This is a genomic window from Pseudoalteromonas sp. PAB 2.2, assembly GCF_001938575.1.
Classification (GTDB): domain Bacteria; phylum Pseudomonadota; class Gammaproteobacteria; order Enterobacterales; family Alteromonadaceae; genus Pseudoalteromonas; species Pseudoalteromonas lipolytica.
On sequence record NZ_LYPI01000014.1, the window covers coordinates 37042 to 62547 of the forward strand.

Below are 25506 nucleotides of genomic sequence, written 5' to 3' on the forward strand. Positions count from 1 at the left end.
CGCGCAGTTTAAATTTATTGGTTGATTTAATGCTGTACTTAGGTTGTCCACAGTGGTCTAGCACCGCATGGAAAGGAAGTTTACTTTCTAGTCACTGTAAAAGTGCCGACATGCTCAACGAGTATGCGCACACCTTCAACTCGGTTGAGGGCAATACCAGCTTTTATGCTGACCCAAGTCACGAATCACTATTACGCTGGTACGATGCTGTACCCGAAGACTTTAAATTTACTTTTAAGTTTCACCGGCGTTTTAGTCACGAATTACAGCTCACCAATATAAACAATGAGCTAAATGCATGGCTGACCCTGTTTGAACCTATTTTTGCCAAAACTGGGCAAATTATGTTGCAGTTACCAAGTGCCTTTGGCCCTAATGCTCTGCCCCTGCTGACTAATTTTATTACCCAGTTACCCAAACACCTCAATTATGGTGTTGAAGTACGCCACCCCGCGTTTTTTCAAAAAGGTGATGCTGAAATTCGCCTTAATCAGCTACTAATTGAAAACAACATTAATCGCATAAGTATGGATACACGGGCTTTATTTGCAGTGCCCGCAGAAACAGATGCATTGATTGATGCGCAAAAGAAAAAGCCTTATTTACCTGTCCATGCTATAGCAACGGGCAGTAATCCGATGCTGCGCTTTGTGATTGCAAGCCTTAACCATGAATACAAATCGTATTACCAACCTTGGCTTAAAAAAATAAAACAATGGCTTGAAGAAGGTAAATCACCATATGTGTTTTTTCATACCGCCGATAACCGCGAATCGCCACTATTGGCGAGGCAATTTTGCCAAGATTTAGGTTATAATCACCCGGTGCTCGCGCCTTTTGCAGGTGAGCGAGAAGCCAGCCAAAGCAGTTTATTTTAATTTCAGAGTGCATATGAAAGACTACAGCCGTTATTTTCAAGGTTACCCGCCCCATATCGTTGACCAAGTATTACAGCTTTTTAATAATGACAAAGCCGCACAGTATTTAAAAGGTAAATACCCTGACGCGCATAACATCACCAGTGATAAAGCCTTATACAATTATGCAACCGAGCTTAAAAAACGTTACCTTAAAAACGCCCTGCCTTTTGGTCGTGCCGCGTTTAAAAAACAAGGCGATATGGTCACCAATGCGTTAGGTACGCATACTTTTCGTATGCAAGGCAAAACGCGTAAGCACGACCTAGCCATTAACAGCGACTTACTATGCGCACCAGAGCCGTTATTAAAAGCATTGGTTGTTCACGAACTTGCACATTTTAAAGAAAAAGATCATAACAAAGCGTTTTATCAACTCTGTTGCCACATGGAGCCGCAATACCATCAACTCGAGCTTGATTTAAGAATATTCAGTGTGTTGGTAGGTGAAGGGAAAAACCCTTATTAATGCTATCAGTAAAAATAATATGAGATCTAATACCAAAAATAGACTGTTTACTTAAGCTTTTTTATAACATCATCACTAAAGAGCATTAAAATCAATGCACCTTCGCAAAGAGTAAGTAAATAACCAATAGATGCATCAAAATACATTGTGACATATAGCCCAAGAATGTAAGGGCTAACAAGAAAGTTAAAGGCAGTCAGTGAACAAAATAACCACTTTGCTAATTTTTTGTATAAATAAAGACCAAGTAGACTTAATACATATACCATTGAGTAAATATATGGAAACGAGCTTTGAGGATCGATAATTCCACCTGTTCCTGCAGCAGATAATAAGTAAGAAATGTCTTCAGAGTAAATATATTGCCAAATATACGGTAAGAAAAAAAACGTCGAGTATAAAACTGCTGTAACCAGCACAGTAAACTGAAAATACCTAGTCATGCTTTTCTTGCCAAAAATTTTAAACTTAATATTTACAATAATTAAGTTATTGGTTCATAGCAACATGTTCCTCATAAACGTTCAATCAAAATTGCCCCTCTCTCATTTCGGCTAAAAACTGACAGCTAAACTTCAGTTACCTCAAACCTTCTCTGACCTATCAGCTGCCCTGATTCGGTAACCACTTTAACGACCCATTTTCCTGCCGCATTAGCAGGGAAATTCGTTTTGTGGCTCCATGCTCTATAGCCTTTTTTACGACCGCCGGAAATATCCAGGGCTATGCGTTCAACTTCTTTACGATTATGCACCCAAACATGGAAGACTTTTTCATTTAAACCTCTCGGGGCTTTAACTGCGCTAAAGCTGTATAGACCTTTTTGATGTAAATCATACTCGGTTAACTTTTGGATAGGCTCTATTGGTTTACGGGCTTGTTCATCAAGCTGATACGACACGCTCATATCGGTTAAACGCAGTGCCGCAGGCGGTACAAAGCTACGTAATTGCCAAAGCCCGGCACTTAAAGCGCAAAGCAATAGTACCAACAGCGGGAAACGCCACCATTTTGCATTCGGCATCAAGTTTCCTAAACTCGGGATAGTTAAAATAACCGCTGTCACCAGCGCAATTTCAAAACTCTGACTGGTCGTTAATTTTAATAAAATAGGTAAGGTAACCGACAACACGACAAACAAGGAAAAGCTATGAAACACACTAAACCAGACACTGTGCCTTGCGAGCTTTTTGTAATAGAGGGGATCAACAACAGAAACGAACGCACAAAGAATGATTAAGGCGGTAAACGCAGCCTGACCATGATCCCAGGTTGTCACCGCTAAGAAAAATGGTAAAGCAAAGAACAGGCTTTCTTGCTGCACAACTTGCAGCGCAAAGCGCACCACGTTGGGCGACACCGCCACACCAAAACGCTCCTCTACTTTATCTCTTAGCCAGTTATCTATTAACAACCACAACCAAGTGACTAATAACAAAATAGAGATAAGTTGCGAAAACGATTCTTTTCGCTCAACAAATACATAGCTTGCCACACCACTGCAAAACGCTAACACCGCCATTAACCCTGGGCGCTTTTGCATCATGAAAACAAATTTAGTTATAACGTTTTTTAAGTAATTCATGCAGTCATCAAATCCTTTTTAGGCCTTATGAGTAAAGCATAAATTGGATGAATGTAGGCTTTAAAACGAGCTTTTAGTTCAAAGCTGTAAGATATTTAGATAAAGTTAACGAGCATCGAGTATTTTTTCTAAAAGGAACAAATGAAATGTTATATAGAGTCTTGATAATACTTTTATTACTTTTTAAGTGTACAACTGCGAATGCTTTTGACGATTATAACTTTTTAAATGGTGAATGGGCTTGCAAGATGAAATCAGTATTAGAAAACGATGCAATACTTGAAGTTGATAGCCACATAACTACTTCAATTAAAAATTTAAACTCATACGCAAAAAGCTTTTTTAAAATTTATTTTAAGCAAAACCCTGATTTGGCCTCTATTATCTCTGTTGAATCGTCAGAAAAAATGGATTTTGAGGGTGATATCATGATCAGCTTTGATTCTAAAACCCATAAAACAGATTTAATCAAAGATGAGCTAAATATCTTTTCACCAGAATCTGTGAAAAGCTTTACTCGAGGGCCTTCAGTGACAGTTAAATCAAAAATTCAAAAGATAGACGATGAGACTATTACGTTAATTGGGATCCCTGCTAAAGATGTTATCAATTGCTTTAAAGCACAAAAAAGCGCGGTCTAAACCGCGCCTCTGTTTTATCTAACAGCTGAAAGCCCAAGTCGTTGAGTTACAACCCTAATTCGGCCATAAAATCATCATCGGCATCGTCTGCTTGTGATGCTGCTTTTTGCTTTTCAGCTTTTTGTTTTGCTTCGTTTTCAATGATGTCATCAGGGTCAACCGCTTCTGAAATATCAAAGTCATGAAGCTTGATAAACTCAGTTTTATCCATCGCAAGCTCAAGATAGAAGATATTTTGCTTCGATGTAGTGAATGTCACGCGGCGTGCTTGTGGTCTATCCATAGTGGTATCAACCGAAATCTGTACTTGCTTGTTGATTGCCATCATTTTAGGTTGGTTTTGGGTGATAGACGTATGCAATTGGTCGCGTACTTTAGAAGTAAAGTCGCCCACGATTTGGTTCATCAGCTCACCAAGTACGTTGGCAACGTCGTCTGATAAATGGCTATTGGCTATTTCTTCTTCTGGCATACCCATACTGCGCATATAATCATGGTAAATTTCCATCGCCGCTTGTGCCGTGAAGTTTGTTACCACCAGGCCTGTAAAACCACCATCGAACAATACAAAACAACCTATATCTGGGCGCATGCAGGTACGGGTTATTTTTTGTACCATAGCCGAATAGCTAATTTTATTGCCACTTGCTGACGATAATACGCCGGTAACTGAATGACACAGAGTTGATAAGATATCTTCTGTACTGATCACTTTGCTTTTAGTCATTAAACTTCTCTTTCTTGTACTTGTTATTGATAATTCTAGCCAAGCTACTGAATTTATCACTGACTATCCAGCTAAAAATGCTAAAATAGCGGTATTATTTTTTAAAGAGACTGTTCACGTGACGCAAAAAGACAGTATTTATGCCACTGAGCAAGCGGTTAAAGACTTTAGTTTTGACCAACATGTAGTTGAAGTATTCCCAGATATGATCCAGCGTTCGGTGCCGGGTTATGCCACTATTGTTAGTACCATGGGAAAACTAGCTGGTGAGTACGCACAAAGTAACTCAAACCTATATGATTTAGGCTGCTCGTTAGGCGCTGTAACATTAAGCATGCGCCGTAATATTCGTACAGATAACTGTAATATCATTGCGGTAGATAACTCACAAGCCATGGTTGAGCGTTGTAAACTGCATTTACAAGGCTTTCGTTCTGAAGTTCCCGTTACAGTTACCCTTGGTGATATTAACGATTTAGCCATCGAAAATGCTTCTGTTGTAGCAATGAACTTTACCCTGCAGTTTATTCCGCCTGAAAAGCGCCACGCAGTGCTTGAGAAAATCTATGCTAATTTAAAGCCCGGTGGCGTATTGCTGCTTAGCGAAAAAATTAAAGGTGAAAATGAGCAATGCAATAATTTGCTGATTGATTTACACCATGATTTTAAACGTCACAACGGTTACTCAGAACTTGAGATCAGCCAAAAACGCACTGCGATTGAAAATGTTATGCGCCCTGATCATTTGAGTACTCATTTAGCACGCCTCACTGAGATTGGCTTTAGCCAAACCCAAGTATGGTACCAATGTTTTAATTTCTGCTCGATGATTGCCATCAAGTAACAGCACAACGATATAAAGAGTATTTCATGTCTCAATGGTTTAACCAATTTTACGCTGCAATAGCACAAAGCCCGCTCAGTCATTGGCTCGAAACCTTGCCTGCTCAACTTAAGCATTGGGAGCAAGAAGCAAGTCATGGTGATTTACCCAAATGGCAAAAGGTATTAAAAAACTTACCAGAAATCAGTACGGATCATGTAAACCTGCAAGATAAAGTACAGATAGGCACAGGCGATGAGTTATCAGAAGGTCAACAAAAGCAGCTCACCCATTTATTAAAACGCATGATGCCTTGGCGTAAAGGCCCATTTAGCTTACACGGTATCGACATTGATACTGAATGGCGCAGCGATTGGAAATGGGATCGTTTGTTGCCGCATATTGAGCCATTAAAAGGCCGTACAGTACTTGATATTGGCTGTGGTTCTGGTTACCACTTATGGCGTATGCGTGGTGAAGGTGCCAACTTTGTGGTGGGCATTGACCCCTCTGATCTATTTTTATGCCAGTTTCAAGCGATTAAACATTACCACCAAGATGACAATGTTCACTTATTACCACTCGGTGTTGAAGCACTGCCAGAGCTTAAAGCGTTTGATACCGTGTTTTCGATGGGGGTGTTATATCATCGTCGCTCGCCTATCGACTTTTTAGCCCAATTAAAAGCACAGCTTCGTCCTGGGGGTGAATTAGTGTTAGAAACGCTGGTTGTCGAAGGTGACGAACACACGGTACTTGTGCCCACCGATCGTTACGCAAAAATGCGCAACGTGTGGTTTATTCCAAGTACGGCAGCATTAAAGCTGTGGATGGAGCGCGTTGGTTTTAAAGATGTCCAAGTTAAAGATTGTGCAATCACCACACTTGAAGAACAACGCAAAACCCAGTGGATGGAAAACGAGTCACTGGTTGACTTTTTAGACCCCACCGACACCAGCAAAACGATTGAGGGCTACCCTGCTCCTCTGCGGGCTATTTTAACGGCGAAAGCCTAACCTATTTTACCCCTCTTTATTTAGGCGCCAGAACACAGTGGCGCCTCTATCCTTACACCTTCATTCTCATTTTGCGGACAACTGTCCTTGTCAAGTCGGTTAAAGTGATTTTTCAACTAGCCGCGCCAGTGCAATTGTTGTAAAATACGCGCGTTTCTAAGCAACCCACATGCAACTTTTTTGAGGAAAACCTGTGAGCGAACAAAAACAGTCTCTTAGCTATAAAGACGCGGGCGTAGATATCGATGCCGGTAATGCACTTGTTGAGCGTATTAAAGGCGTCGTTAAAAAAACCAAACGTCCTGAAGTAATGGGCGGTATCGGTGGTTTTGGCGCACTTTGCGAACTACCAACTGGCTATAAAGAGCCTGTCCTGGTTGCTGGCACAGACGGTGTTGGTACAAAACTACGTTTAGCAATCGATCTTAAAAAGCACGATACAGTGGGTATCGACCTTGTTGCTATGTGTGTGAACGACCTTATTGTACAAGGTGCTGAGCCACTATTTTTCCTTGATTACTATGCAACGGGTAAATTAGACGTCGACACTGCAGCTGATGTTGTAACAGGTATCGGTAAAGGCTGTGAGCTTTCTGGCTGTGCGTTAATCGGTGGTGAGACTGCTGAAATGCCAGGTATGTATGAAGGTGAAGACTACGATATGGCTGGTTTCTGCACCGGCGTTGTAGAAAAGTCAAAAATTATCGATGGCACTAAAGTGGCTGCTGGCGACCAATTAATCGCTCTAGCATCAAGTGGTCCTCATTCAAACGGCTTCTCATTAATTCGTAAAGTACTTGAAGTATCAGGTGCTGACACAAGCGCTGACCTAGACGGCAAAACACTGGGCGATCACCTTTTAGAGCCAACTCGCATCTACGTTAAACAACTTCTTGAGTTATTTAAGCAGGTTGACGTTCACGCGTTATCGCACATCACAGGCGGTGGTTTCTGGGAAAATATCCCACGTGTTTTACCTGAATCTGCAAAAGCAGTGATCAAAGGTGACAGCTGGGAATGGCCTGTAATTTTCAACTGGTTACAAGAAAATGGCAACATCACAACTCACGAAATGTACCGTACATTTAACTGTGGTGTTGGCATGGTATTAGTTGTTCCAGCCGATAAACTTGAGCAAAGCTTAGCGATTCTAAAAGATCTTGGCGAAAATGCATGGCATATCGGTGAAATCCAAGATGCAAAAGCTGGCGAAGAGCAAGTTGAAATTCTAGGTGGCCGTGATTAATGGCCCCTTGTCGTCTTGTTGTATTAATTTCTGGTAGTGGTTCGAATCTTCAGGCCATCATTGATGCCTGTGGACGTGGTGAAATTAACGCCAATATCGCCGCTGTAATTAGTAATAAAGCCGACGCCTATGGCCTTGAACGAGCAAAGAATGCAGGTATACAAACACGTGTACTTAGCCATAAAGACTTTGACTCACGCGAGGCCTATGATGCAGAGTTAATGGACATTATTGACAGTTTTGAACCAAATCTGGTTGTATTAGCTGGTTTTATGCGTATTCTAACACCTAACTTAGTGCAAAAATTTAAAGGAAAAATGTTGAACATTCATCCTTCTTTGTTGCCTAAGTACCAAGGGCTGAATACCCATCAAAGAGCTATAGACGCAAAAGATGATGTTCATGGCGTTAGTGTTCACTTTGTGACAGAAGAGCTAGACGGTGGTCCCGTTGTGCTTCAAGCCAAAGTGCCGGTACTCGAAAACGATACCGCAGAAACACTCGCACAACGTGTTCATCAGCAAGAACATATAATCTATCCTTTGGTGGTCAAGTGGTTCAGTGAACAACGACTCAAGATGGAAGCAGATTATGCAGTTTTTGACGAAAAACAACTTCCTGCACACGGCGCGCACTACCCAGAATAAAAATCGAAGTGCCCTACTCGCGTGTGTGGGCACTTTATTACTTCCTACCAGTGTTTTAGCTGGCGATCTCACTCAATACCAAGCCAAATACGATGTACTTCGTAAAGGTGAAACCCATGGTAAAGCAGTACGCGAACTTAAAAAAACAGCCAACGATAGCTATGTGCTAACTTATCATAGTGAAATCGAATGGATGATATTTTCTGATTCACGAAAAGAAACTTCAAAATTTACCTATCAAGATCAAAAAGTATCGCCTTTAAGCTACACAATGGAGCGCTCTGGTACAGGACCTGATAAAGAGTACACATTAAAATTTGATGCTGCACAAAAGCAAGTGAACAGTAATCAAAGTAAATACCCGCTAAAATTTGATTGGTCAGATGATTTTCAAGACTCTCTGTCGTACCAAGTTCAAGTGCGCGAAGAGTTAAAGCAAGGTAAAACCCAGCTTTCATACCCATTAGTAGATAAAAAAGGAAATCTGCGTAGCTACGACTTTGAAGTCATTGGCACCGAAATGATTTCTTTACCAATCGGCAATATTGAAGCCATTAAAGTAAAACGCTTATACGATAACGATAAACGTCAAGCCCTTGCTTGGTTTGCTCCCGAAATGGATTACATGTTAGTGCGTATGTGGAAAGGCGAAAAAGGCGTGGAACAGTTTGAAGTACAACTTAACTCATTCACAGTAACAGCACCTGTGAGTACGCCGACTGCGGTTAAGCAAGAAATGAGTAACGAAGCGCCGTAAAAGCGCTTCGATTTTATCGTTATATTTTCTCACCCATTTTAAATAGCACAAACTCACCTGGTTCCATTTTTTGCCAGCGCTCATCGTGGGTAAGTGGTCGGGTTGCAATGACAGTAACCACATCATTCGGTGTGGTTTCTTTTTGAAAATCAACCACCATATCAGCATCAATTAATGTGGCTTTGCCAAACGGCGCACGACGGGTGATCCAATGCAGATTATTAGTACAATAAGCCAACACATACACGCCATCCGTTAATAGCATATTAAACACCCCCTTTTCTCGCAGAGTATGGGCGAGTTTTGCGGCATAACGGAAAACCGACGCCATGTTGGATGGGCGCTTAGGGTACTTTTCACGAATTTTATCGAGTAGCCAGCAAAAAGCCAATTCACTGTCGGTGTTGCCAACTGGCCGATAGTAATCAGGCTTTAAGTCATGATAATTAGACAACTGACCATTATGTGCGTAAGTAATTTCGCGGCCCCATAATTCACGCGTGAATGGGTGTGTATTTTCAAGACACACGCGGCCACGATTGCCCTGACGAATATGACTAATAACCGAAATACTCTTTATAGGATACGCTTTAACAAGCTTTGCAATCTCAGATTGGCAGCTTGGCTCAGGATCTTTAAACGTACGGCAGCCTTTTCCTTCATAAAAAGTAATGCCCCAGCCATCTTTATGTGGTCCGGTGTTACCGCCACGTTCTAATAAGCCTGAAAAACTAAAACAAATATCCGTTGGTACATTGGCAGACATGCCAAGCAACTCACACATAGAACTCTTTACCTATAAAACTAAATGAAGGAATGGCATTAATAGCGAAGCTGTGCCAGCAGTTATTGTTAAACATAGCGACACTATTAGCAACTACCCTATTTGTATTTTATTAACTATCTGGTTGAACACGCTAAATTTTTACTTTTATCAACATTATTATTTATTAAATCGCAATAATAAACCTAAACGCCAATCTGGTTGTCTGCTCATCATGGTTTACACTGTAAAAAAATGAACAGGTAAAATTAGTTTTATCCGTGTCCCCCTCTTGATAATTAGCGTATCTAGCGCTACTCTAAGAGAGGTGGTCTGACCTCTATTAAGGAATAATCAATGACTCTCTTATTTTTACTTGGTTTACTCGTGCTGCTTAGTATTGCGAGTTACCACAGAGCAAGCTGGAATACCTGCTTAGGTATTGCCATTGCGACCTTACTTGTTGGCACTTTTGCTGGCGCGTTTGGCGCAATTAGTTGGCTACTATTCTTATTAATTGCTGTGCCACTTTCTGTGACTAGCATTCGTCAACAATACATTATCAAGCCTATTTTTGCTGCATTTAAAAAAGTCACTCCGACAATGTCGGATACAGAAAAATCAGCAATCGATGCCGGTACAACATGGTGGGAAGCAGATCTATTCTGCGGCCGTCCTGACTGGAATAAATTACATCAATACCCAGTACCCAAACTAACCATTGAAGAGCAAGCCTTTATTGATGGTCCTGTTGAAGAAGTATGTGGCATGCTTGATGATTGGCACGCAACTCATGAATTAACCGATTTACCACAAGATGTTTGGCAATATCTAAAAGATAATAAATTCTTTGCCATGATCATCAAAAAAGAATACGGCGGTTTAGAGTTTTCTGCGTTTGCACAATCATGCGTACTGCAAAAGCTTACGAGTAAATCAACACTACTTTCTTCAATTGTTGGTGTGCCTAACTCGTTAGGTCCAGGTGAGCTGCTTCAGCACTATGGTACTAAAGAGCAAAAAGATCATTACTTACCACGCTTAGCAAGTGGTCAAGAAATTCCATGTTTCGCCCTAACCTCACCTGAAGCCGGTTCAGACGCGAGTGCTATTCCTGATTACGGTGTCGTATGTAAAGGTCAGTGGAATGGTGAAGAAGTGGTAGGTATTAGCCTAACATGGAATAAACGTTACATTACCCTTGCACCTGTTGCGACAGTGCTTGGTCTTGCTTTTAAATTACAAGATCCAGACGGTTTATTAGGTGATGACAAAGAGCCAGGTATTACTTGTGCGCTCATCCCAACAGACACCCCTGGGGTTGAAATTGGTCGTCGTCACTTCCCGCTAAATGTTCCATTCCAAAATGGTCCTACTCGCGGTAAAGATATTTTCGTTCCACTAGATTACATCATTGGTGGCCCTAAAATGGCTGGCCAAGGCTGGCGTATGTTGGTTGAATGCTTATCGGTAGGCCGCGCAATCACCTTGCCGTCTAATTCAACGGGTGGAATTAAAACCATCGCACTTGCTACTGGTTCATACAGCCGCATTCGTCGTCAATTCCGTTTACCTATCGGTCAAATGGAAGGGGTTGAAGAGTCACTCGCAAAACTTGCAGGTTATGCCTACAGCTCTGATGCCGCAGTCAGCATGTCGACCGGTGCCGTTGACCTTGGTGAAAAGCCGTCAGTGGTATCAGCTATCATTAAATACCACTTAACAGAACAAATGCGTGAAGCAACCATTCACGGCATGGATGTTCACGGTGGTAAAGGCATTATGCTTGGTCCAAACAATTATTTAGGCCGTGGTTACCAAGGTGCGCCAATTGCAATAACAGTTGAAGGTGCAAACATTCTTACGCGTAACATGATCATTTATGGTCAAGGTGCAATTCGTTGTCATCCGTTCGTACTTACTGAACTAGGTGCATGCTCGATTGAAGACCGCGAAGAAGCACTTGCAGTATTCGACAAAGCACTTATGGGTCATATTGGTTTTACCATTTCGAACCTAGTACGTACTAAGTGGTTAGCATTCACCGGTGCGCGCTTTACAAGTACGCCGTACAAAGATGAAACCGCAGAGTTTTACCGCGTAGCGTCACGTTTTAGTGCTTCACTTGCATTAATGTCTGACATCAGCATGGCTGTATTTGGTGGTTCATTAAAACGTAAAGAGCGTATCTCAGCACGTTTAGGTGACTTACTAAGCTACTTATACCTAGTGTCTGCAACACTTAAACGTTACAACGACGAAGGCCGTAAAAAAGAAGATTTTGCGCTTGTTCAATGGAGCTGCCAAGATCACCTTTATCACTGCCAACGTGCACTGGCTGACTTAATTAATAACATGCCGTCTGCTGCGCTTCGTGCGATGCTTAAAATCATGTTATTCCCATTTGGTCGCCCAGTACGCAAACCAACAGATAAGCTTGAGCACAAACTCGCACACTTATTACAAGTACCTAGCGAAACACGTAACCGTTTAGCAAGTTATGTATACCTTAAAAATGAGCCACTTAACTTAGTGGGCCGTCAAGAGCAAACGCTTAAAGACGTACTAGAAGTTGAACCATTATTTGATAAAGTATGCCGCGAAAAAGGTGTAAAACTGCCTTTCTTCCAACTTGATAAAGTGGCACAAATGGGCCTTGAAGCAGGCATTTTAAGCCAAGCCGAAGCTGATAAATTAGCTGCTGTTGAAAAAGCTCGTCTCGATGTAATTAACGTAGACGATTTTGACCCAGCTGACCTCATTGCAGGTAAAGCTGCACGTAGCGGAAATAACAGCAAAGCTGATGCAGCTTAAGCAATTAACGCTATTCCAATTGTTATAACACACCAAACCAGCGCATAATGCGCTGGTTTTTTTTGCGCTAAAAGCTGCTGTAAAAAGCACCACACAGCAGCCAAAGCGACCAGCGGCCATTGTAAAACATTTAACAAAAGCATTGCCGCCAATGTCGCTGCACCATAAAACAGTAAACTGGGTATAAAATGACTTAAATAAAACCGTCTGTACTGACCATTTGTTTGAAAAAACACTCGGTATTTTTGAAGCACAGCAAAGCAATCAAACTGTAATGAACTACCTAGTAATACACAGTTTGCCAACACCATAACCTGTATCGCATGATTAAAGTCGCTACGAATTTCAACTAGTTGCACTGCGGCTAATAGGCTTGCAGTAAACAAAGCACTTCGCCAAATTACACTCCAGCTGTGCTCCAAAAAGTAACTAATCCAAAATGAAGTGAGTGAACTAACCACACGTTTATGACTGAGGTTCATGTTAGGAAAAAATAAACTCCCCATAAAACCAATTAAAAAGCCGCTATGGTAGTGTAAGGAATCTAAACTAAACGGTAAAAGAACCAGAATACTACACGCTAAAAAACCATAAAATAGCGAATAAGGTCTATAAATTACCATTAAACCGCACAGCCACTGCAACAGCATAAATAGAATAAAATGAGGAACCTGCAACCATTGCTGAAGACGAAGGTCAACGGCTATCAATAAGCTTGCCATTAACCACACATTACTGAGTAGTAAAAGCTTACAGTCGATTAAAATTAGCCAAGCAGGCTTAAAGATATGTGCTTGAAAGGCTCTATTTTCTGAGTTTGTTATAGCAGGAGCAACAGCCCATAACATAACGGCTTGCAGTGCCAGATAGAGCAAAGCTAACTGGGCGCTAAAACGGGCATGTTCATGGCTGTCTACAATTTTACCCAGCCCCAAAAATAACAACAGCGCGATGCCTAAAACCGCAGGCCCAAGCACTAACGCAAACAACAAACCAAAGTTTTTAAGCTGCGCCAGTAAGTTCTTAAGTGCAGTTGTATATGCTAAATAGCGGTAGCTCATTAATGCATTATAACGTGACAAGCTCTCTATCATAATGGCGTACACTCAAAGCCTTGGTGTAAAAACACATCTGGCTCGTGGCTGGTTAAAATGATTTGCCCATCGGGTTTATCACTTAAATAGTTATCAAGCAAATTTAGTAAATAATGGATACTTGCTTGGTCAAGTGCTGCACTCGGCTCATCTAAAAGCAAATAAGGCGCCCGCTTCATAAACGTGATTATAAGCTGGCATTTTTTTTGATTGCCTGTCGATAATGCGCTAAAACGGGTGTGTAAGTGTTCGCTGAACTTAAATCCGTTAATAAGGTCAATTGGCGCAGGCACATTTAAGGCTTTACAGGTCAGTTGAATAATTTGCTGAGCCGTTAAAAAATCAGGTAAACAAATGCGATCGCTGGCAATAGCCACATACTTTTGTGGTGAACTATGCTGTTTATTAGCATACATTATTTGCCCCGACTGTGGTTTTTCAAGGCCAGCAATTATCATCAGTAACGTGGTTTTGCCACTCCCATTGCTCGCCTGTAAGCACATTTTCTTACTGTTAAATTGCTTATTATAATTTTCGAACACGGTTGCTGTAGCAAAACGCTTATTGAGATTTTTTATTTCTATCATTGCCATTCCTTTGCGAAATTTAAATTGTAACACAGCAATGTCCCTAAAAAGTTACATGCTTTGTAACAATTATTTAGCTGCAAAACTTGCGTTTATATATTGAACAAGTAAGACTCAATAACGGAAAAATAATAAGGAATAATTAAAATGAAACCGAGTTTTCAACTAGCAGCCATTGCGTGTGCATTAAGCCTTGCATTAGCAGGATGTTCACAATCAAACCAAACGACCACCAGCGCAATTAGTCAGCAACAAGAACACACTATTAAACAGTATGACGCTGAAACATTTTTTGATACCACTTCAATTATGGGCAGCAGCTTTTCACCTAAAGGTGACAAAATCCTTGTTAGCAGTGATGAAAGCGGCATCTATAGCCTCTATGAAATTGATATTAAAACAGCGAACAAAACACGTTTAACAAACTTTGAAGACAGCACCTATGCTGTTCGCTATTTTCCAAACGATGAGCGCGTATTATTTACCAAGGACTCAGGCGGGAACGAGCGCTATCATATTTATGTACGTGAGACAGACGGCACTGTCAAAGACCTGACTCCTGGCGATGAAACTCGTGCCAGCTTTGCGGGCTTTACAGACGATGGCAAGCACTTTTTTATAACGAGTAATCAACGCGATCCTAAGTTTATGGATTTATATCGCGTAGACAGTTCACGCTATGAAATAACACCTGTTTATCAAAATACTCTTGGTCTAGATGTCGGGGCGATTAGCCCTGATGGCCGCTTTATTGCCTTATCAAAAAATAACTCTAATAAAGACAGTGATGTGTTCATTCTCGATACAATGAAAAAAACGCTCAAACCTGAGCTAATCACTCGTCATGATAATGAAGCGCAATATGGCCCTGAAACATTCTCAAAAGACAGCAAGTCTCTGTATTACTCGACCGATGCAAAAGGTGAATTTTCACAGGTTTGGCGCTATGACTTAACGACAGGTGAGCACAGCCCCGCCCTAAAAGATGACTGGGATGTCAGCTTTATTTACTTCTCAAAATCAGGGCGTTACCAAGTAAGTGGGGTTAATGCTGATGCCAGTACTAAAGTGACAATCATTGACACAAAAACCAATAAACAAATCGATATGCCTGCCTTGCCCCCGGGCAATTTACGTGGTGTAAGCTTTTCAGCTGATGAAAAGAGCATGGCGTTTTACCTAAATTCAGATACCTCGCCAAGTAACTTATTTGTTTGGCAATTAGGCGAAACGAAAGCAAAAAAACTGACCCATACTTTAAGCGATGCAATTGATCAAAATGATCTCGTTGAAAGCACGATTGTGCGTTTTAAAAGCTTTGACGGTTTAGAAATCCCTGGCGTTTTATATAGGCCCAAACAGGCTAATAGTAATAATAAAGTTCCTGCTCTAGTGTGGGTGCATGGGGGTCCGGGCGGCCAGAGCCGCACAGGTTACAGCGCAATGCAGCAGCATTTAGTTAATCATGGCTATGCTATATTTGCTGTAAACAATCGCGGTAGCTCTGGCTATGGTAAAACTTTTTTCCATTTAGATGATAAAAAGCATGGCACAGACGATTTGCAAGATATTGTCTACGGGAAAAAACACTTACAGAGCTTAGACTGGGTTGATGCTGATAAAATTGGCATTATGGGTGGCAGTTACGGTGGCTTTATGACGGCAGCGGCGCTGGCTTTCGAACCTGAAGAATTTAAAGTAGGTATTAATATTTTTGGCGTAACTAACTGGGTAAGAACATTAAACTCTATACCACCTTGGTGGGAAAGCTTTAAAAAAGCACTGTACGATGAAATGGGTGACCCTGCAACTGATGGCGAACGCCATCGAGCGATATCTCCCCTCTTCCATGCTAAAAACATTACGAAACCACTGATGGTTATTCAAGGTGCAAACGACCCTCGTGTATTGCAAGTTGAGAGTGATGAGCTTGTTGCCGCAGTAAAAGCGAATGGTGTCCCCGTAGAATACGTGTTGTTCGATGACGAAGGTCATGGTTTTACTAAAAAAGAAAACCGTATCAAAGCATCAAACGCGTACCTTGAGTTTTTAAATACGTACTTGAAAAACTAAATTTTAGAAGCCGGTGTACACCGGCTTCTTTATCAAAACACCTGTATAAACCTCAAATATCCTGCATACAAACTACTGTATAAACTTCGATATAAAACACTGTATATATTATTTCATCCATTTTTCACAAAATATCACACTGCAAAGAAACAAAATAACCAATTGTTTTTAAAGATTTAATTTTTTAAAATTATTAAAAACTGAATAATTGGTTAAAAAAATAGCAAAAAAACACTTGCGCAAAAACACTGTATAAACTACTGTATACAAATACTGTATAAACAACCAGTGAGTGAAAGTTATGTTACAGCCAATTACCTTAAGAACCGTTAAAAGCTATCAACAAGATAACGACAAAGCGTCGGTTAATTTAATTCAAATTGAAGACGAAATTTCAGCAACATTTGAGCTATTAAAGGTATTACATCACTATAACAGCCAAAGTGCGTGGACATTGTTAATTGCACCTGATCATGTGCCAAGTAAAGCATTACTCGATTCATGTTCAATCGACACCAGTAAACTGTTAGTGATCAGACAAAAGCACCTTGTGAATCTTGAATATGTGTTAAGTTCGGCGCTGCACAACGGTAACTTTGCCGCAGTGATCACCTGGACAGATATTGTCAGCAACAATCAACTAGATTCTATGACTCTTAATTTAGAACATGCATCTGCAAAGTTTTACTGCTTCACCAAAAGCAACCCATTAAACAATTTAGTACCGCAGCCACAATAGGCTTGCTAAAATAGCAATTTATTGTTTTAGGTAAGTTGTTATGACATCACTCACACACTCCCTTTGTCCTTGTGGCAGCAAACAAGATTTCTCGCTTTGCTGCCAACCTTTGCACGCAGGCGATAGCCAAGCGCAAACGCCGGAACAACTTATGCGTTCTCGCTTTAGTGCTTATGCCTTAAAAGATGCAAAATATGTCTTTACAACATACGCACAAAGCCAACAAACCGCTAACCCTGTTAGCGAAATCAAAGATTTTGCTAATAGCTGTCGTTTTACCAAGCTAAGCGTTTTAGATACTGAATATAACGAGCAAGAAGGTTTTGTAGAATTTAAAGCAAATTACTTTTACCAAAACTTGTATTGTGAGTTACACGAGAAATCGCGTTTTATTAAAGAAGATGGACTATGGCGTTACCTTGATGGTGAAATAACGCCCGTTGCTGATATTAAAATTGGCCGTAATGATGAATGCCCTTGCGGTAGCGGCAAAAAATATAAAAAGTGTCACGCAATTTAAATCACGGCTATTCACTTTTTATATAGCCAATCTAAACCTTGACTAGCCATTGTAGGGAAAGCCGTTGCGTGGTGGGCATGTGATATAAATCAACACACAATAATGTCATTGTATTTCAGACAATAAAAATGGGCCTCAAGGCCCATTCTTAAATTCTATGAATTATAACGACTATTCTTCGTCAAATTCTTGTAACTGGCGTTGTGCTGGACGCGCTAGAATCTCGACATAAAACGATGTAAGCCCTTTTGCTTCAATATCGCTAATGCATTTATTAATTTCCGCCACATGAACGACTTTCGCGTCGTCAGCTGACTCTCCAAATTTACAATCAAATGCCCAGTAATCGGCATCTTCTGGGAGAGTTTTATTACGCTCACGTTTTAAATACTTCTTCACTTCGTGCTTAGCTGCATCAACCATGCGAGGGTATTTAATTTTCTCATGGTTAAGCGTGAATGTTTTCTTCATTATAGTCCTAATAACTTGGTTCAATGATAATGGCATAAAGCCATTTGGGCGCATTATAACAAGCACATAAAAAATTAGCTGTACTTTTTACTGATTTGCACCAATTTACCTATCTTTGTAAGTGTAGCGTACAAGGCGAGTATGACAATTTCAATTAATTAAGCAGTTGCCAATTGCAAAGGCTGATGAATCGCGTCGTCCGTTAAGCTGTCATAAAACGCAGCTGCATCCATTTGCATACGCTCTGTGGGTGCGTTTTTATCGTAATAGCGTTTTCTGACTGCTGGCTCACAGTTATCGATGACTTCTAACGGCACATGATTTTTATCATCGCGGATAGCAAGCGGCTCAGGACTGAGACAATTACGTAGGCGAATATCTGACAAGCCACCTTGTAAAAGTCGCAGCCCATTATTCTGCCCGATTAACATATCATATTGTTCAGGCGCTAATGGTTGTTTTGGGCCTGCCCCTAACTCATTTCTGAGTACGTGTTCTGAACTCTGAGTATCGGTTAATTCTGTTTTCGGTAAATGAAACTGGCTAAAATCAAGCGCATCATGAGACAGCATCGCCAATAATAAGGCAAACTCACCTTGGCGGTGTTCATGAACACTTTTGTTAAGACGATTATCAAGTTGACTCTCGTTGAGCAACAAACCATCAATTTGCATAGACTTTGGCCGAATAGTTTCAAGATTAACCAGTTATCGGCATTAATCTATTTTTCTTTAGTTTTTTTCTTTACTTAAAGAGCCAGTTTGCTATTATCAGCGCCGTTGCATTGGAGGGGTTCCCGAGCGGCCAAAGGGATCAGACTGTAAATCTGACGGCTCAGCCTTCGCTGGTTCGAATCCAGCTCCCTCCACCACTTTTCTACGCTCAGTTAAGTGGGGCCAAATGCAATAAAAATTAGTGTGGAGGGGTTCCCGAGCGGCCAAAGGGATCAGACTGTAAATCTGACGGCTCAGCCTTCGCTGGTTCGAATCCAGCTCCCTCCACCACTTTCCTTCTCTGCTAATTCACTATTCTATTTTTCATATTATTGTTTACTTCTCTTTTCCTAAATCGTTAAACTAAAAATACAGCTATTTTCAATTGAATTATCCTTTTGTTATACCATTACGCTTAATTATGTGGTCTATTTTGAGGCAATAAAACCGCGTTGATAACAAGGCAAAAATGTAGTTATTTAGTTGTTCTCGGCAATTGCTCCTGCATTGCTCTACCTCCTGCATCCATGCAGTCGTAAATCAGACATTTTTAACGCAGGTAGCGACTGGTTTAATCACTCAAAATGATTAAGTATTTTTGCGGATTAGTATTAGAGCCAGCGTAAAAATGGACCATTCACTTTCAGCCAATTGCTTGCTTTTTTATGTTCGGGATAAAACTCACTCACCCGTTGCCAAAATGCCGCACTGTGATCCATATGCTTTAAATGCGCAAGTTCATGAACAACAACATAATCAATAACCCATAGGGGCGCACTGGCTAAGTGCAAATTAAAGGTTAACTCTCTTTGGCGATTACAACTGCCCCATCGACGCTTGTAATGTTGAATTTTAAGACGTGTTGGTAACGCTTCTCTCATTTGAATACAGTAGTTTTGTATACGCATCTCAAGGTAGGTTTCTAACTTGTCATGTAAAAACTCTTCCATCAATGCAAGATACTTTGCGTCTGTGAGTTTAACGCGCGGTGAAATAGCAAGGGTTAATTCATGAGTATCAGTGTCTTGATACCATTGGCTGCAATTTTCTTGCTTAAATACAAGGGGAATTACCTGATCAAATAGCTTGATTTGCGAATTTTTAATGGGAAATTGACACTGCTCAGCGTGTAATGATTGTTTAGTAACTTGCTCTGCAACCCAATGCTGCTTTGTTTTTAACCACGCTTCAATATCTTTACGCGGGACAAAGTGAGGTGCATACACAGTCAACTGCTGCTCGGCGACTTTAATCGCGACAGTTTTTCTACGTTTACTGCGTTTTAACGTGTACTCAAACAAAATAAGCCAATGTAATTAATAAAATCTTTGTATTATATTTTACCCCGTAAAATACCTGCTAATCTATAAAGATGACTCATAAATAAGTTTTTATTCTTATGCCTGATAAACCGTGTTGTAGCTACATTTCACCAACAGGTAACACGTGTCAAGAAACCGATATGGGTTCTGGGTATTGCTTTTGGCATGATAATAAATTTGATAAATCAGGCTTAGAGCTGACTCAAAAACTTGAACGATATGCAAAAAAGGGCGGGTTACTTCAGGGTCTGCAATTACAACGTGCAAATTTAGTGGGTCTAAATTTAATAAAGAAAGATGATGAAGAAGGTTATGATCTTTCTTACTGCAATTTTTATCGAGCCAATTTGTCGGGGGCACATCTTTTCAACAATAAAATTGCCAATGCATCCTTAATGAAAGCGAACCTTCATAGCGCCAGCTTACACTACTGCGATTTGCGAAATACCAACCTACTTGGGGTTAAACTCAGTGATAGCCGCATTGATAATATCGATTTAGGCGAACAATTACTACAAGAAGCCGAGGCGTTTAAAGCTCGTCGAAATAGGCAATACTCGACTGCGCGCGACTTATTTGAACAATCCGAAGAAATATACAGAAATTTACGTAAAGCGTCTGAACACCAAGGGCTTTTCGAGCTCGCGGGTAACTTTACCTATAAAGAATTAAGAATGCGCCACGCACAGTACCCGAAAGGATCAACGAAACAAATTACTTCCAGCTTTATTGACATGTTATGTGGTTATGGTGAAAAACCTGAAAATGTCATTCGCTTTAGTCTGTCTCTTATCGTTTGTTGCGCAATATGTTACTTTTTATTTGGTGTCAGCTATCAAGATTCATTGCTTAGATTTAGTTTTGATAATTCGTTCGATGATAACGTATCAGCACTTTTAAACAGCATTTACTTTAGCGTTGTTACTTTTACAACGCTAGGCTATGGCGATATTACCCCCATTGGATTATCAAGGCTCATAGCAGCGATTGAAGCATTTTGTGGCAGCTTTTCGCTAGCGCTGTTTGTGGTTGTGTTTGTAAAGCGTATGACACGTTAATGGATTATGTGAGAACCTTGATGCTTTTTAGCCTCGTACATTTTCCGATCAGCACGATTTATAAGCTCCTCAGCACCGACGGTGCTGTCTAAAGGCGCTGAAATAATGCCAAAACTCAAATGTAACGCGGGGTATTTTGCTTCAAAAGCAACGATCAGCTTATTACATATCGCAATGGTGTTTTCTACGTCGCAATCTGGCATGATCAGGCAAAATTCATCTCCCCCATAACGACAGGCAATGTCTATTTCTCTTGTATTCTTTTTAAGATATTTCCCGATGAATTTTAATACCTCGTCACCTTTCAAATGCCCTTGTGTGTCATTCACTGATTTAAAGTTGTCTAAATCAAAATATACAATAGTCAAAGGTAGCTTCTGACGGCGCGCTCTTGCTAATTCTCGCTGAAACAACTCTTGCATTTCTCGGCGATTATACAAATTTGTGAGGGGGTCTAGTTTGGCAAGTTTTTCAAGTTCATGTGTACGCTGCGCCACTTTCTCTTCAAGCCCTTTCGCATACACTTCTGTTCTTCGTTTCGCATTTTCTATTTCGCCAACAAGACTCGCAATGTACGTATCAAACACTAATGTTGTATCAAAATAAATAAGCTTATCAATAATGGTTAATGTTTGATTTAGCTCTGCATGGTCTTTTATGGTGTTTCTTAACACATCAAAAATGAGCTCTTTAAGGGTACATACCGCCGATAAATAAAGTTTGGGCTCTACCCCAATTCGCTTATGTACCATGCCAATACGTAGCCGATTATTAACGTAATCATTTTCATAACAGCCGCAAAATAAATCTATAATGTATTGTCTTTGTGCATCTCTTAAACGTGTCAGTGTGTCAGCATCTCCAATAAGTAATGAAATTTCATCGACTTCTGTTTGCTTTTTATAGAACTCATCAACCATTTTTTCAATCGCCGACTCGATAAGTGGTTTATAGTTAATGAGTGATGCTAAGCATTGTGAAGAGAGCCCTAATAAATTCATTCTATGCTGAATTTCAACATCATTTATTTGCATTTGCTCGACGAGTGTCTGCTCAGTCCTGCGCATGGGTAGTCTCACACTTAAGTATTTTCTAATTAAATATAGCTAATGAAATAAATCCTACTTAGTCTGTCATATCTTTTTTCTCTAAATCTAGCGCAAATTGTATTAGACTGACATTACTTGCAGTCTGAACGAATTATTATGCTCGCGAAATTTTTTATTACCGATCAAAATCCAAGCTTAATCATAAGTGGGGTGTACAATCCTAGTTTAGTTGTCCTTTCGATTGCTACCGCTATTTTTGCTGCATATTTCTCATTGCATATTATTGATTTAGCCAATAAAACCCGCTTTGAATCATACAGAAAACTAGGCAATGCAACCGGCTCTCTAGTCTTGTCTGGCGGAATTTGGAGTATGCACTTTATTGGTATGCTTGCATTTTCTTTATGCACAACCATTAACTATGATCCTGCTCTGACATTTTTTTCGTTTATTCCTGCTTTTTTAGCCTGCTACACAGGTATGTCACTAATACGCAGTAAAGACATTGCACATATTCCCGCAGGGTTAAAGTTACTCATGAGTTCTGTGTTAGTGGGCGCAGGTATTGGTACCATGCATTACACGGGTATGGCGGCAATGGAAATGAGCCCATTACTTCGTTATGACCCTATGTGGTTTGCTGCATCCATTTTTGTTGCCGTGTTTTTATCATTTATTGGGCTGTATACTCGCTTTCATTTGAACGACCACTTTCAAAATTTAACCGCATTACAAAACCGGATTATTTGCGCCATTATTTTAGGTTTTGCTGTCGCCGGTATGCATTACATGGGCATGGCTGCAACGCGATTTGTCGCGACCTCCCCTTTTTTATCCGATAACACAGACAATACCAATCTTGTTTTTATTGCTGCCATGGTGTCATTTGCTACCGTGTTATTAACCGCTGTCGTTGCGATTATCAATGGTATGGTGCGCTATCGTATGCTGCTTGCTGAAAAATCGGCAGAAGAATCACGACTCGATGCCATTTTAAGTACGGCAATCGATGGTATTGTGACAATTAATTGTCGCGGTATTATTTTAAGCTTTAATAAATCTGCAGAAAGTATCTTTGGCTGGAAACAAGAAGAAGTGCTCGGTCAGAACGTGAAAGTGTTGATGGATGACGACATTGCGGCTCAGCACGATGGTTATTTGCTAAACAGTGGCAACCACGCTCTTAAAAAAGTGATTGGCGTTAACCGCGACGTGTGTGCAAAACACAAGGAAGGTCATTTATTCCCTATTCGCTTAGGTCTTGGTGAAGTGAAACAACCCGATGCAGAAACGTTGTTTGTGGGCTTCATAACCGATTTAACTGAACAACGCGCATTACAACGCAGCCTAGAAGAAAAAGAACAGCAATATCGCACGTTAATGAATAACACGCCTGGCGCTGTATTTCGTTGTTTGCTCGATGACCATTGGAGCATGCTGTTCATTAGTCCCAATGTATTTGATCTAACGGGCTATACTGCCGAAGAATTTACGTCAAAAGCCATCAGTTTTGCTGACATTATAAATAAAGAAGACGAAGCGCATATTAATGAGATCATGACAAAAGCAATCTCTGAAAAAAATCAATATGCACTTGAGTATCGCGTACGCCATCGCAGCGGTAAGGTCGTTTGGGTATTAGATCAAGGTTCTATTAACAAAACGGATGATTCTGAAGTTCAGTGGATTGATGGTGTATTAGTTGATATTACCGCACGCCATATCTATGAAGAATCATTAAAACACGCAAAACAAGAAGCTGAAGCCGCTGCACAAGCTAAACAGGCATTTATGGCAAATATGAGCCATGAAATTCGCACGCCCATGAATGCAATTATCGGGTTCAGCGATATTTTAATGGACAGCCCACTTAATAAAGAACAACAAAAGCACATCGTTACCGTAAATAATGCAGCACGCTCATTATTGCATCTTCTTAACGATGTTTTAGACTCGGCAAAATTAGAAAAAGGCAAACTCGATATTCATCACGAGCACTTTAATTTACAAGCCCTTCTCGATAACATCGTTTCTACCTTTTGGCTTGAAGCAAAGCGCAAAAACCTGTTATTAGATTTAAAAATTGCTGATGATGTCGCACCAATTTATATCGGTGATGACGCGCGTATTCGTCAAGTACTCAATAACTTAATTGGTAATGCGGTTAAGTTTACAGAATCAGGTTCTGTCACGATTAGTGTAAGTAAGACACAAAACAATCAGCTCTTTTTTGAGGTGCAAGACACTGGGATTGGCATTGCAAAACACCGCTTGAAAGCAATTTTCCAACCTTTTGAACAAGCCGATGGAACGATGACGCGTCGCTTTGGCGGCACAGGCTTAGGCACCACCATAAGCAAGCAATTGGTCGAGCTTATGGGAGGCACAATAAGTGCCGTGAGTAATGAAGGCGAAGGCAGTTGTTTTTTCTTTTCTCTTCCTTTGCAAGAAGGCGACATTAATAAAGTAGATAAACTCAGTAATAACCTACTTACATTACCACCTCTTCGTGTCTTAGTGGTTGATGATATTGAACAAAATGTCGAGCTATTAAACATATTACTCTCACAAGCTGGCCACACAGTGTATAAAGCAAAAAATGGGCTAGAGGCTATTGCTGAATTTAAACAACACAGCTTTGATATCATTTTAATGGATATCCACATGCCTGAATGCGATGGTATAACTGCTTGTAAAAAAATTCGTGAATTAGAGCAGCAACAACAATTAAAGAAAACACCTATCATCGCGTTGACCGCCAGCGTGCTTCAACAAGATAAGCTCACAGCTAAGCAAGCAGGTATGAATGGCTTTGCAAACAAACCCGTCGATATACAACAAGTTAATCATGAGATAGCGAAAGTGCTCGGTTTAGAAATTAAGCACATCACAGCTAAGCCTGATAACAAAGCAAAGCAACATATCAATTATGTTAAAGGTATCCAAATGTGGGGTAGCAAAGAAAAGCTTAATACTGAAATACGCTTATTTCTTGCTAATCATCAGCAGAGTATTCTACGTTTAAAAGAGTCAACACTTAATGCATCTGAACAAACGACACTGTTACACACGCTAAAAGGTGTGGCGGGCAATTTGACACTAACGAAATTACTGTATTTATTGTCGCAGGCCGAAAAAGAACAGGGTAAAGAAGACTTTTCTAAATTAATAACTGCGTGCTATCAAGAATGGCAAGCACTGGCTACTTTACTCGATGAGCAAGAGCAGGTTAATACTGATAAAACACCTTCGCAAGCGGTATCGATAAGCGTATTTTTAAATCACATCGAGGCACTACAAAATCAAGCCGAGCATGCTGAAATAGATGATGAACTACTGAGTGATGTTCAAAACAATGCCCCTGTCGAGTATAAAGACGCAGTCGCAGAGATAGTTGGACATTTTGATAACTTTGACTTTGATGCAGCAAGTACTGCATTAGCCAATTTAAAGCACCGCATTGCAGCTGATTAAG

The 25506-nt window shown here is 40.5% G+C and carries 24 protein-coding genes and 2 tRNA genes; 16 read left to right on the top strand and 10 right to left on the bottom strand.

The features are described from left to right. Positions 1-29: 29 nt before the first annotated feature. Together BWD47_RS13335 and BWD47_RS13340 are read left to right on the top strand one after the other, a co-directional pair. The gene (locus BWD47_RS13335; protein WP_075594123.1) at positions 30-878 is read left to right on the top strand and encodes a DUF72 domain-containing protein; all 849 of its coding nucleotides are present in this window, start codon (positions 30-32) and stop codon (positions 876-878) included. A 13-nt stretch (positions 879-891) separates the two neighbouring features. Then, entirely contained in the window at positions 892-1386 is a 495-nt protein-coding gene (locus BWD47_RS13340; RefSeq protein WP_075594124.1) for a M48 family metallopeptidase, read from the top strand. Between the two features lie 47 nt (positions 1387-1433). On the opposite strand, the gene BWD47_RS13345 is transcribed toward BWD47_RS13340, so the two are convergent. Together BWD47_RS13345 and BWD47_RS13350 are read right to left on the bottom strand one after the other, a co-directional pair. Beyond that, positions 1434-1829 (bottom strand): hypothetical protein, encoded by a 396-nt coding sequence (locus BWD47_RS13345; protein ID WP_075594125.1) that lies wholly within the window; start codon positions 1827-1829, stop codon positions 1434-1436. A gap of 125 nt (positions 1830-1954) precedes the next feature. Further along, a complete protein-coding gene (locus tag BWD47_RS13350; protein WP_075594126.1) occupies positions 1955-2971 on the bottom strand; it encodes a DUF5924 family protein in 1017 nt (338 codons plus the stop codon). A gap of 248 nt (positions 2972-3219) precedes the next feature. Between BWD47_RS13350 and BWD47_RS13355 the strand changes: the two genes are divergently transcribed. Beyond that, a complete protein-coding gene (locus BWD47_RS13355; protein WP_143474495.1) occupies positions 3220-3612 on the top strand; it encodes a hypothetical protein in 393 nt (130 codons plus the stop codon). Between the two features lie 46 nt (positions 3613-3658). On the opposite strand, the gene BWD47_RS13360 is transcribed toward BWD47_RS13355, so the two are convergent. Further along, on the bottom strand, positions 3659-4339 hold the full coding sequence (locus BWD47_RS13360; protein ID WP_036969376.1) for a DUF3334 family protein: 681 nt from the start codon (positions 4337-4339) through the stop codon (positions 3659-3661). A 118-nt stretch (positions 4340-4457) separates the two neighbouring features. On the opposite strand from BWD47_RS13360, the gene cmoA reads away from it, so the two are divergent. From cmoA to BWD47_RS13385, 5 genes are all read left to right on the top strand, one after another. Beyond that, complete coding sequence (gene cmoA, locus BWD47_RS13365) at positions 4458-5183, top strand: carboxy-S-adenosyl-L-methionine synthase CmoA (RefSeq protein WP_036971611.1); 726 nt, start codon at positions 4458-4460, stop codon at positions 5181-5183. A gap of 26 nt (positions 5184-5209) precedes the next feature. Further along, positions 5210-6178, top strand: a complete 969-nt coding sequence (gene cmoB / locus BWD47_RS13370) for a tRNA 5-methoxyuridine(34)/uridine 5-oxyacetic acid(34) synthase CmoB (RefSeq protein ID WP_036969378.1) — start codon at positions 5210-5212, stop codon at positions 6176-6178. A 193-nt stretch (positions 6179-6371) separates the two neighbouring features. Next, on the top strand, positions 6372-7424 hold the full coding sequence (gene purM, locus BWD47_RS13375; RefSeq protein WP_036969381.1) for a phosphoribosylformylglycinamidine cyclo-ligase: 1053 nt from the start codon (positions 6372-6374) through the stop codon (positions 7422-7424). Continuing rightward, positions 7424-8071, top strand: coding sequence for a phosphoribosylglycinamide formyltransferase (gene purN / locus BWD47_RS13380; protein WP_036969383.1), 648 nt, complete (start codon positions 7424-7426; stop codon positions 8069-8071). Before purM ends, purN begins: the two co-directional genes overlap by 1 nt. Beyond that, entirely contained in the window at positions 8016-8828 is an 813-nt protein-coding gene (locus BWD47_RS13385; protein ID WP_083422938.1) for a DUF3108 domain-containing protein, read from the top strand. The genes purN and BWD47_RS13385 overlap by 56 nt, the downstream gene beginning before the upstream one ends. Positions 8829-8847: 19 nt before the next feature. Here BWD47_RS13385 and BWD47_RS13390 read toward each other — a convergent pair whose 3' ends face one another. Then, the gene (locus BWD47_RS13390; RefSeq protein ID WP_036969389.1) at positions 8848-9612 is read right to left on the bottom strand and encodes a class II glutamine amidotransferase; all 765 of its coding nucleotides are present in this window, start codon (positions 9610-9612) and stop codon (positions 8848-8850) included. Between the two features lie 336 nt (positions 9613-9948). On the opposite strand from BWD47_RS13390, the gene fadE reads away from it, so the two are divergent. Beyond that, positions 9949-12405, top strand: a complete 2457-nt coding sequence (gene fadE, locus BWD47_RS13400; RefSeq protein WP_074989728.1) for an acyl-CoA dehydrogenase FadE — start codon at positions 9949-9951, stop codon at positions 12403-12405. Here the strand turns inward: fadE and BWD47_RS13405 are convergent. Together BWD47_RS13405 and BWD47_RS13410 are read right to left on the bottom strand one after the other, a co-directional pair. Then, a complete protein-coding gene (locus BWD47_RS13405; protein WP_256213681.1) occupies positions 12402-13487 on the bottom strand; it encodes a DUF6136 family protein in 1086 nt (361 codons plus the stop codon). The two genes, fadE and BWD47_RS13405, sit on opposite strands and share 4 nt — an antisense overlap. 8 nt (positions 13488-13495) lie before the next feature. After that, the gene (locus BWD47_RS13410) at positions 13496-14086 is read right to left on the bottom strand and encodes an ATP-binding cassette domain-containing protein (RefSeq protein ID WP_036969395.1); all 591 of its coding nucleotides are present in this window, start codon (positions 14084-14086) and stop codon (positions 13496-13498) included. Between the two features lie 147 nt (positions 14087-14233). Here BWD47_RS13410 and BWD47_RS13415 point away from each other — a divergent pair, with 147 nt between their 5' ends. The 3 genes from BWD47_RS13415 to BWD47_RS13425 all read left to right on the top strand — a co-directional run bounded on the left by BWD47_RS13415 (position 14234) and on the right by BWD47_RS13425 (position 17418). Continuing rightward, on the top strand, positions 14234-16159 hold the full coding sequence (locus tag BWD47_RS13415) for a S9 family peptidase (RefSeq protein WP_075594129.1): 1926 nt from the start codon (positions 14234-14236) through the stop codon (positions 16157-16159). Between the two features lie 301 nt (positions 16160-16460). After that, positions 16461-16898, top strand: a complete 438-nt coding sequence (locus BWD47_RS13420) for a SulA-like leucine-rich domain-containing protein (RefSeq protein WP_036969400.1) — start codon at positions 16461-16463, stop codon at positions 16896-16898. 40 nt (positions 16899-16938) lie between these two features. Next, entirely contained in the window at positions 16939-17418 is a 480-nt protein-coding gene (locus BWD47_RS13425; protein WP_036969402.1) for a YchJ family protein, read from the top strand. 171 nt (positions 17419-17589) lie between these two features. Here BWD47_RS13425 and BWD47_RS13430 read toward each other — a convergent pair whose 3' ends face one another. Together BWD47_RS13430 and BWD47_RS13435 are read right to left on the bottom strand one after the other, a co-directional pair. Beyond that, positions 17590-17889, bottom strand: a complete 300-nt coding sequence (locus BWD47_RS13430) for a DUF6172 family protein (RefSeq protein ID WP_036969405.1) — start codon at positions 17887-17889, stop codon at positions 17590-17592. Between the two features lie 158 nt (positions 17890-18047). Continuing rightward, positions 18048-18563 (bottom strand): VC2046/SO_2500 family protein, encoded by a 516-nt coding sequence (locus BWD47_RS13435; protein WP_036969407.1) that lies wholly within the window; start codon positions 18561-18563, stop codon positions 18048-18050. Positions 18564-18675: 112 nt separating this feature from the next. On the opposite strand from BWD47_RS13435, the gene BWD47_RS13440 reads away from it, so the two are divergent. Together BWD47_RS13440 and BWD47_RS13445 are read left to right on the top strand one after the other, a co-directional pair. Then, positions 18676-18760 (top strand) — tRNA-Tyr (locus BWD47_RS13440). Positions 18761-18808: 48 nt separating this feature from the next. Beyond that, positions 18809-18893 (top strand) — tRNA-Tyr (locus tag BWD47_RS13445). A gap of 320 nt (positions 18894-19213) precedes the next feature. On the opposite strand, the gene BWD47_RS13450 is transcribed toward BWD47_RS13445, so the two are convergent. Beyond that, complete coding sequence (locus BWD47_RS13450) at positions 19214-19903, bottom strand: M48 family metallopeptidase (protein ID WP_036969409.1); 690 nt, start codon at positions 19901-19903, stop codon at positions 19214-19216. Between the two features lie 98 nt (positions 19904-20001). On the opposite strand from BWD47_RS13450, the gene BWD47_RS13455 reads away from it, so the two are divergent. Beyond that, entirely contained in the window at positions 20002-20982 is a 981-nt protein-coding gene (locus tag BWD47_RS13455; protein ID WP_036969411.1) for an ion channel, read from the top strand. Here the strand turns inward: BWD47_RS13455 and BWD47_RS13460 are convergent. Then, positions 20979-22049, bottom strand: coding sequence for a GGDEF domain-containing protein (locus BWD47_RS13460; protein ID WP_036969415.1), 1071 nt, complete (start codon positions 22047-22049; stop codon positions 20979-20981). The genes BWD47_RS13455 and BWD47_RS13460 overlap by 4 nt on opposite strands. A 138-nt stretch (positions 22050-22187) precedes the next feature. Between BWD47_RS13460 and BWD47_RS13465 the strand changes: the two genes are divergently transcribed. After that, positions 22188-25505 (top strand): PAS domain S-box protein, encoded by a 3318-nt coding sequence (locus BWD47_RS13465; protein ID WP_036969417.1) that lies wholly within the window; start codon positions 22188-22190, stop codon positions 25503-25505. The last annotated feature ends 1 nt before the right edge of the window (position 25506 follow it).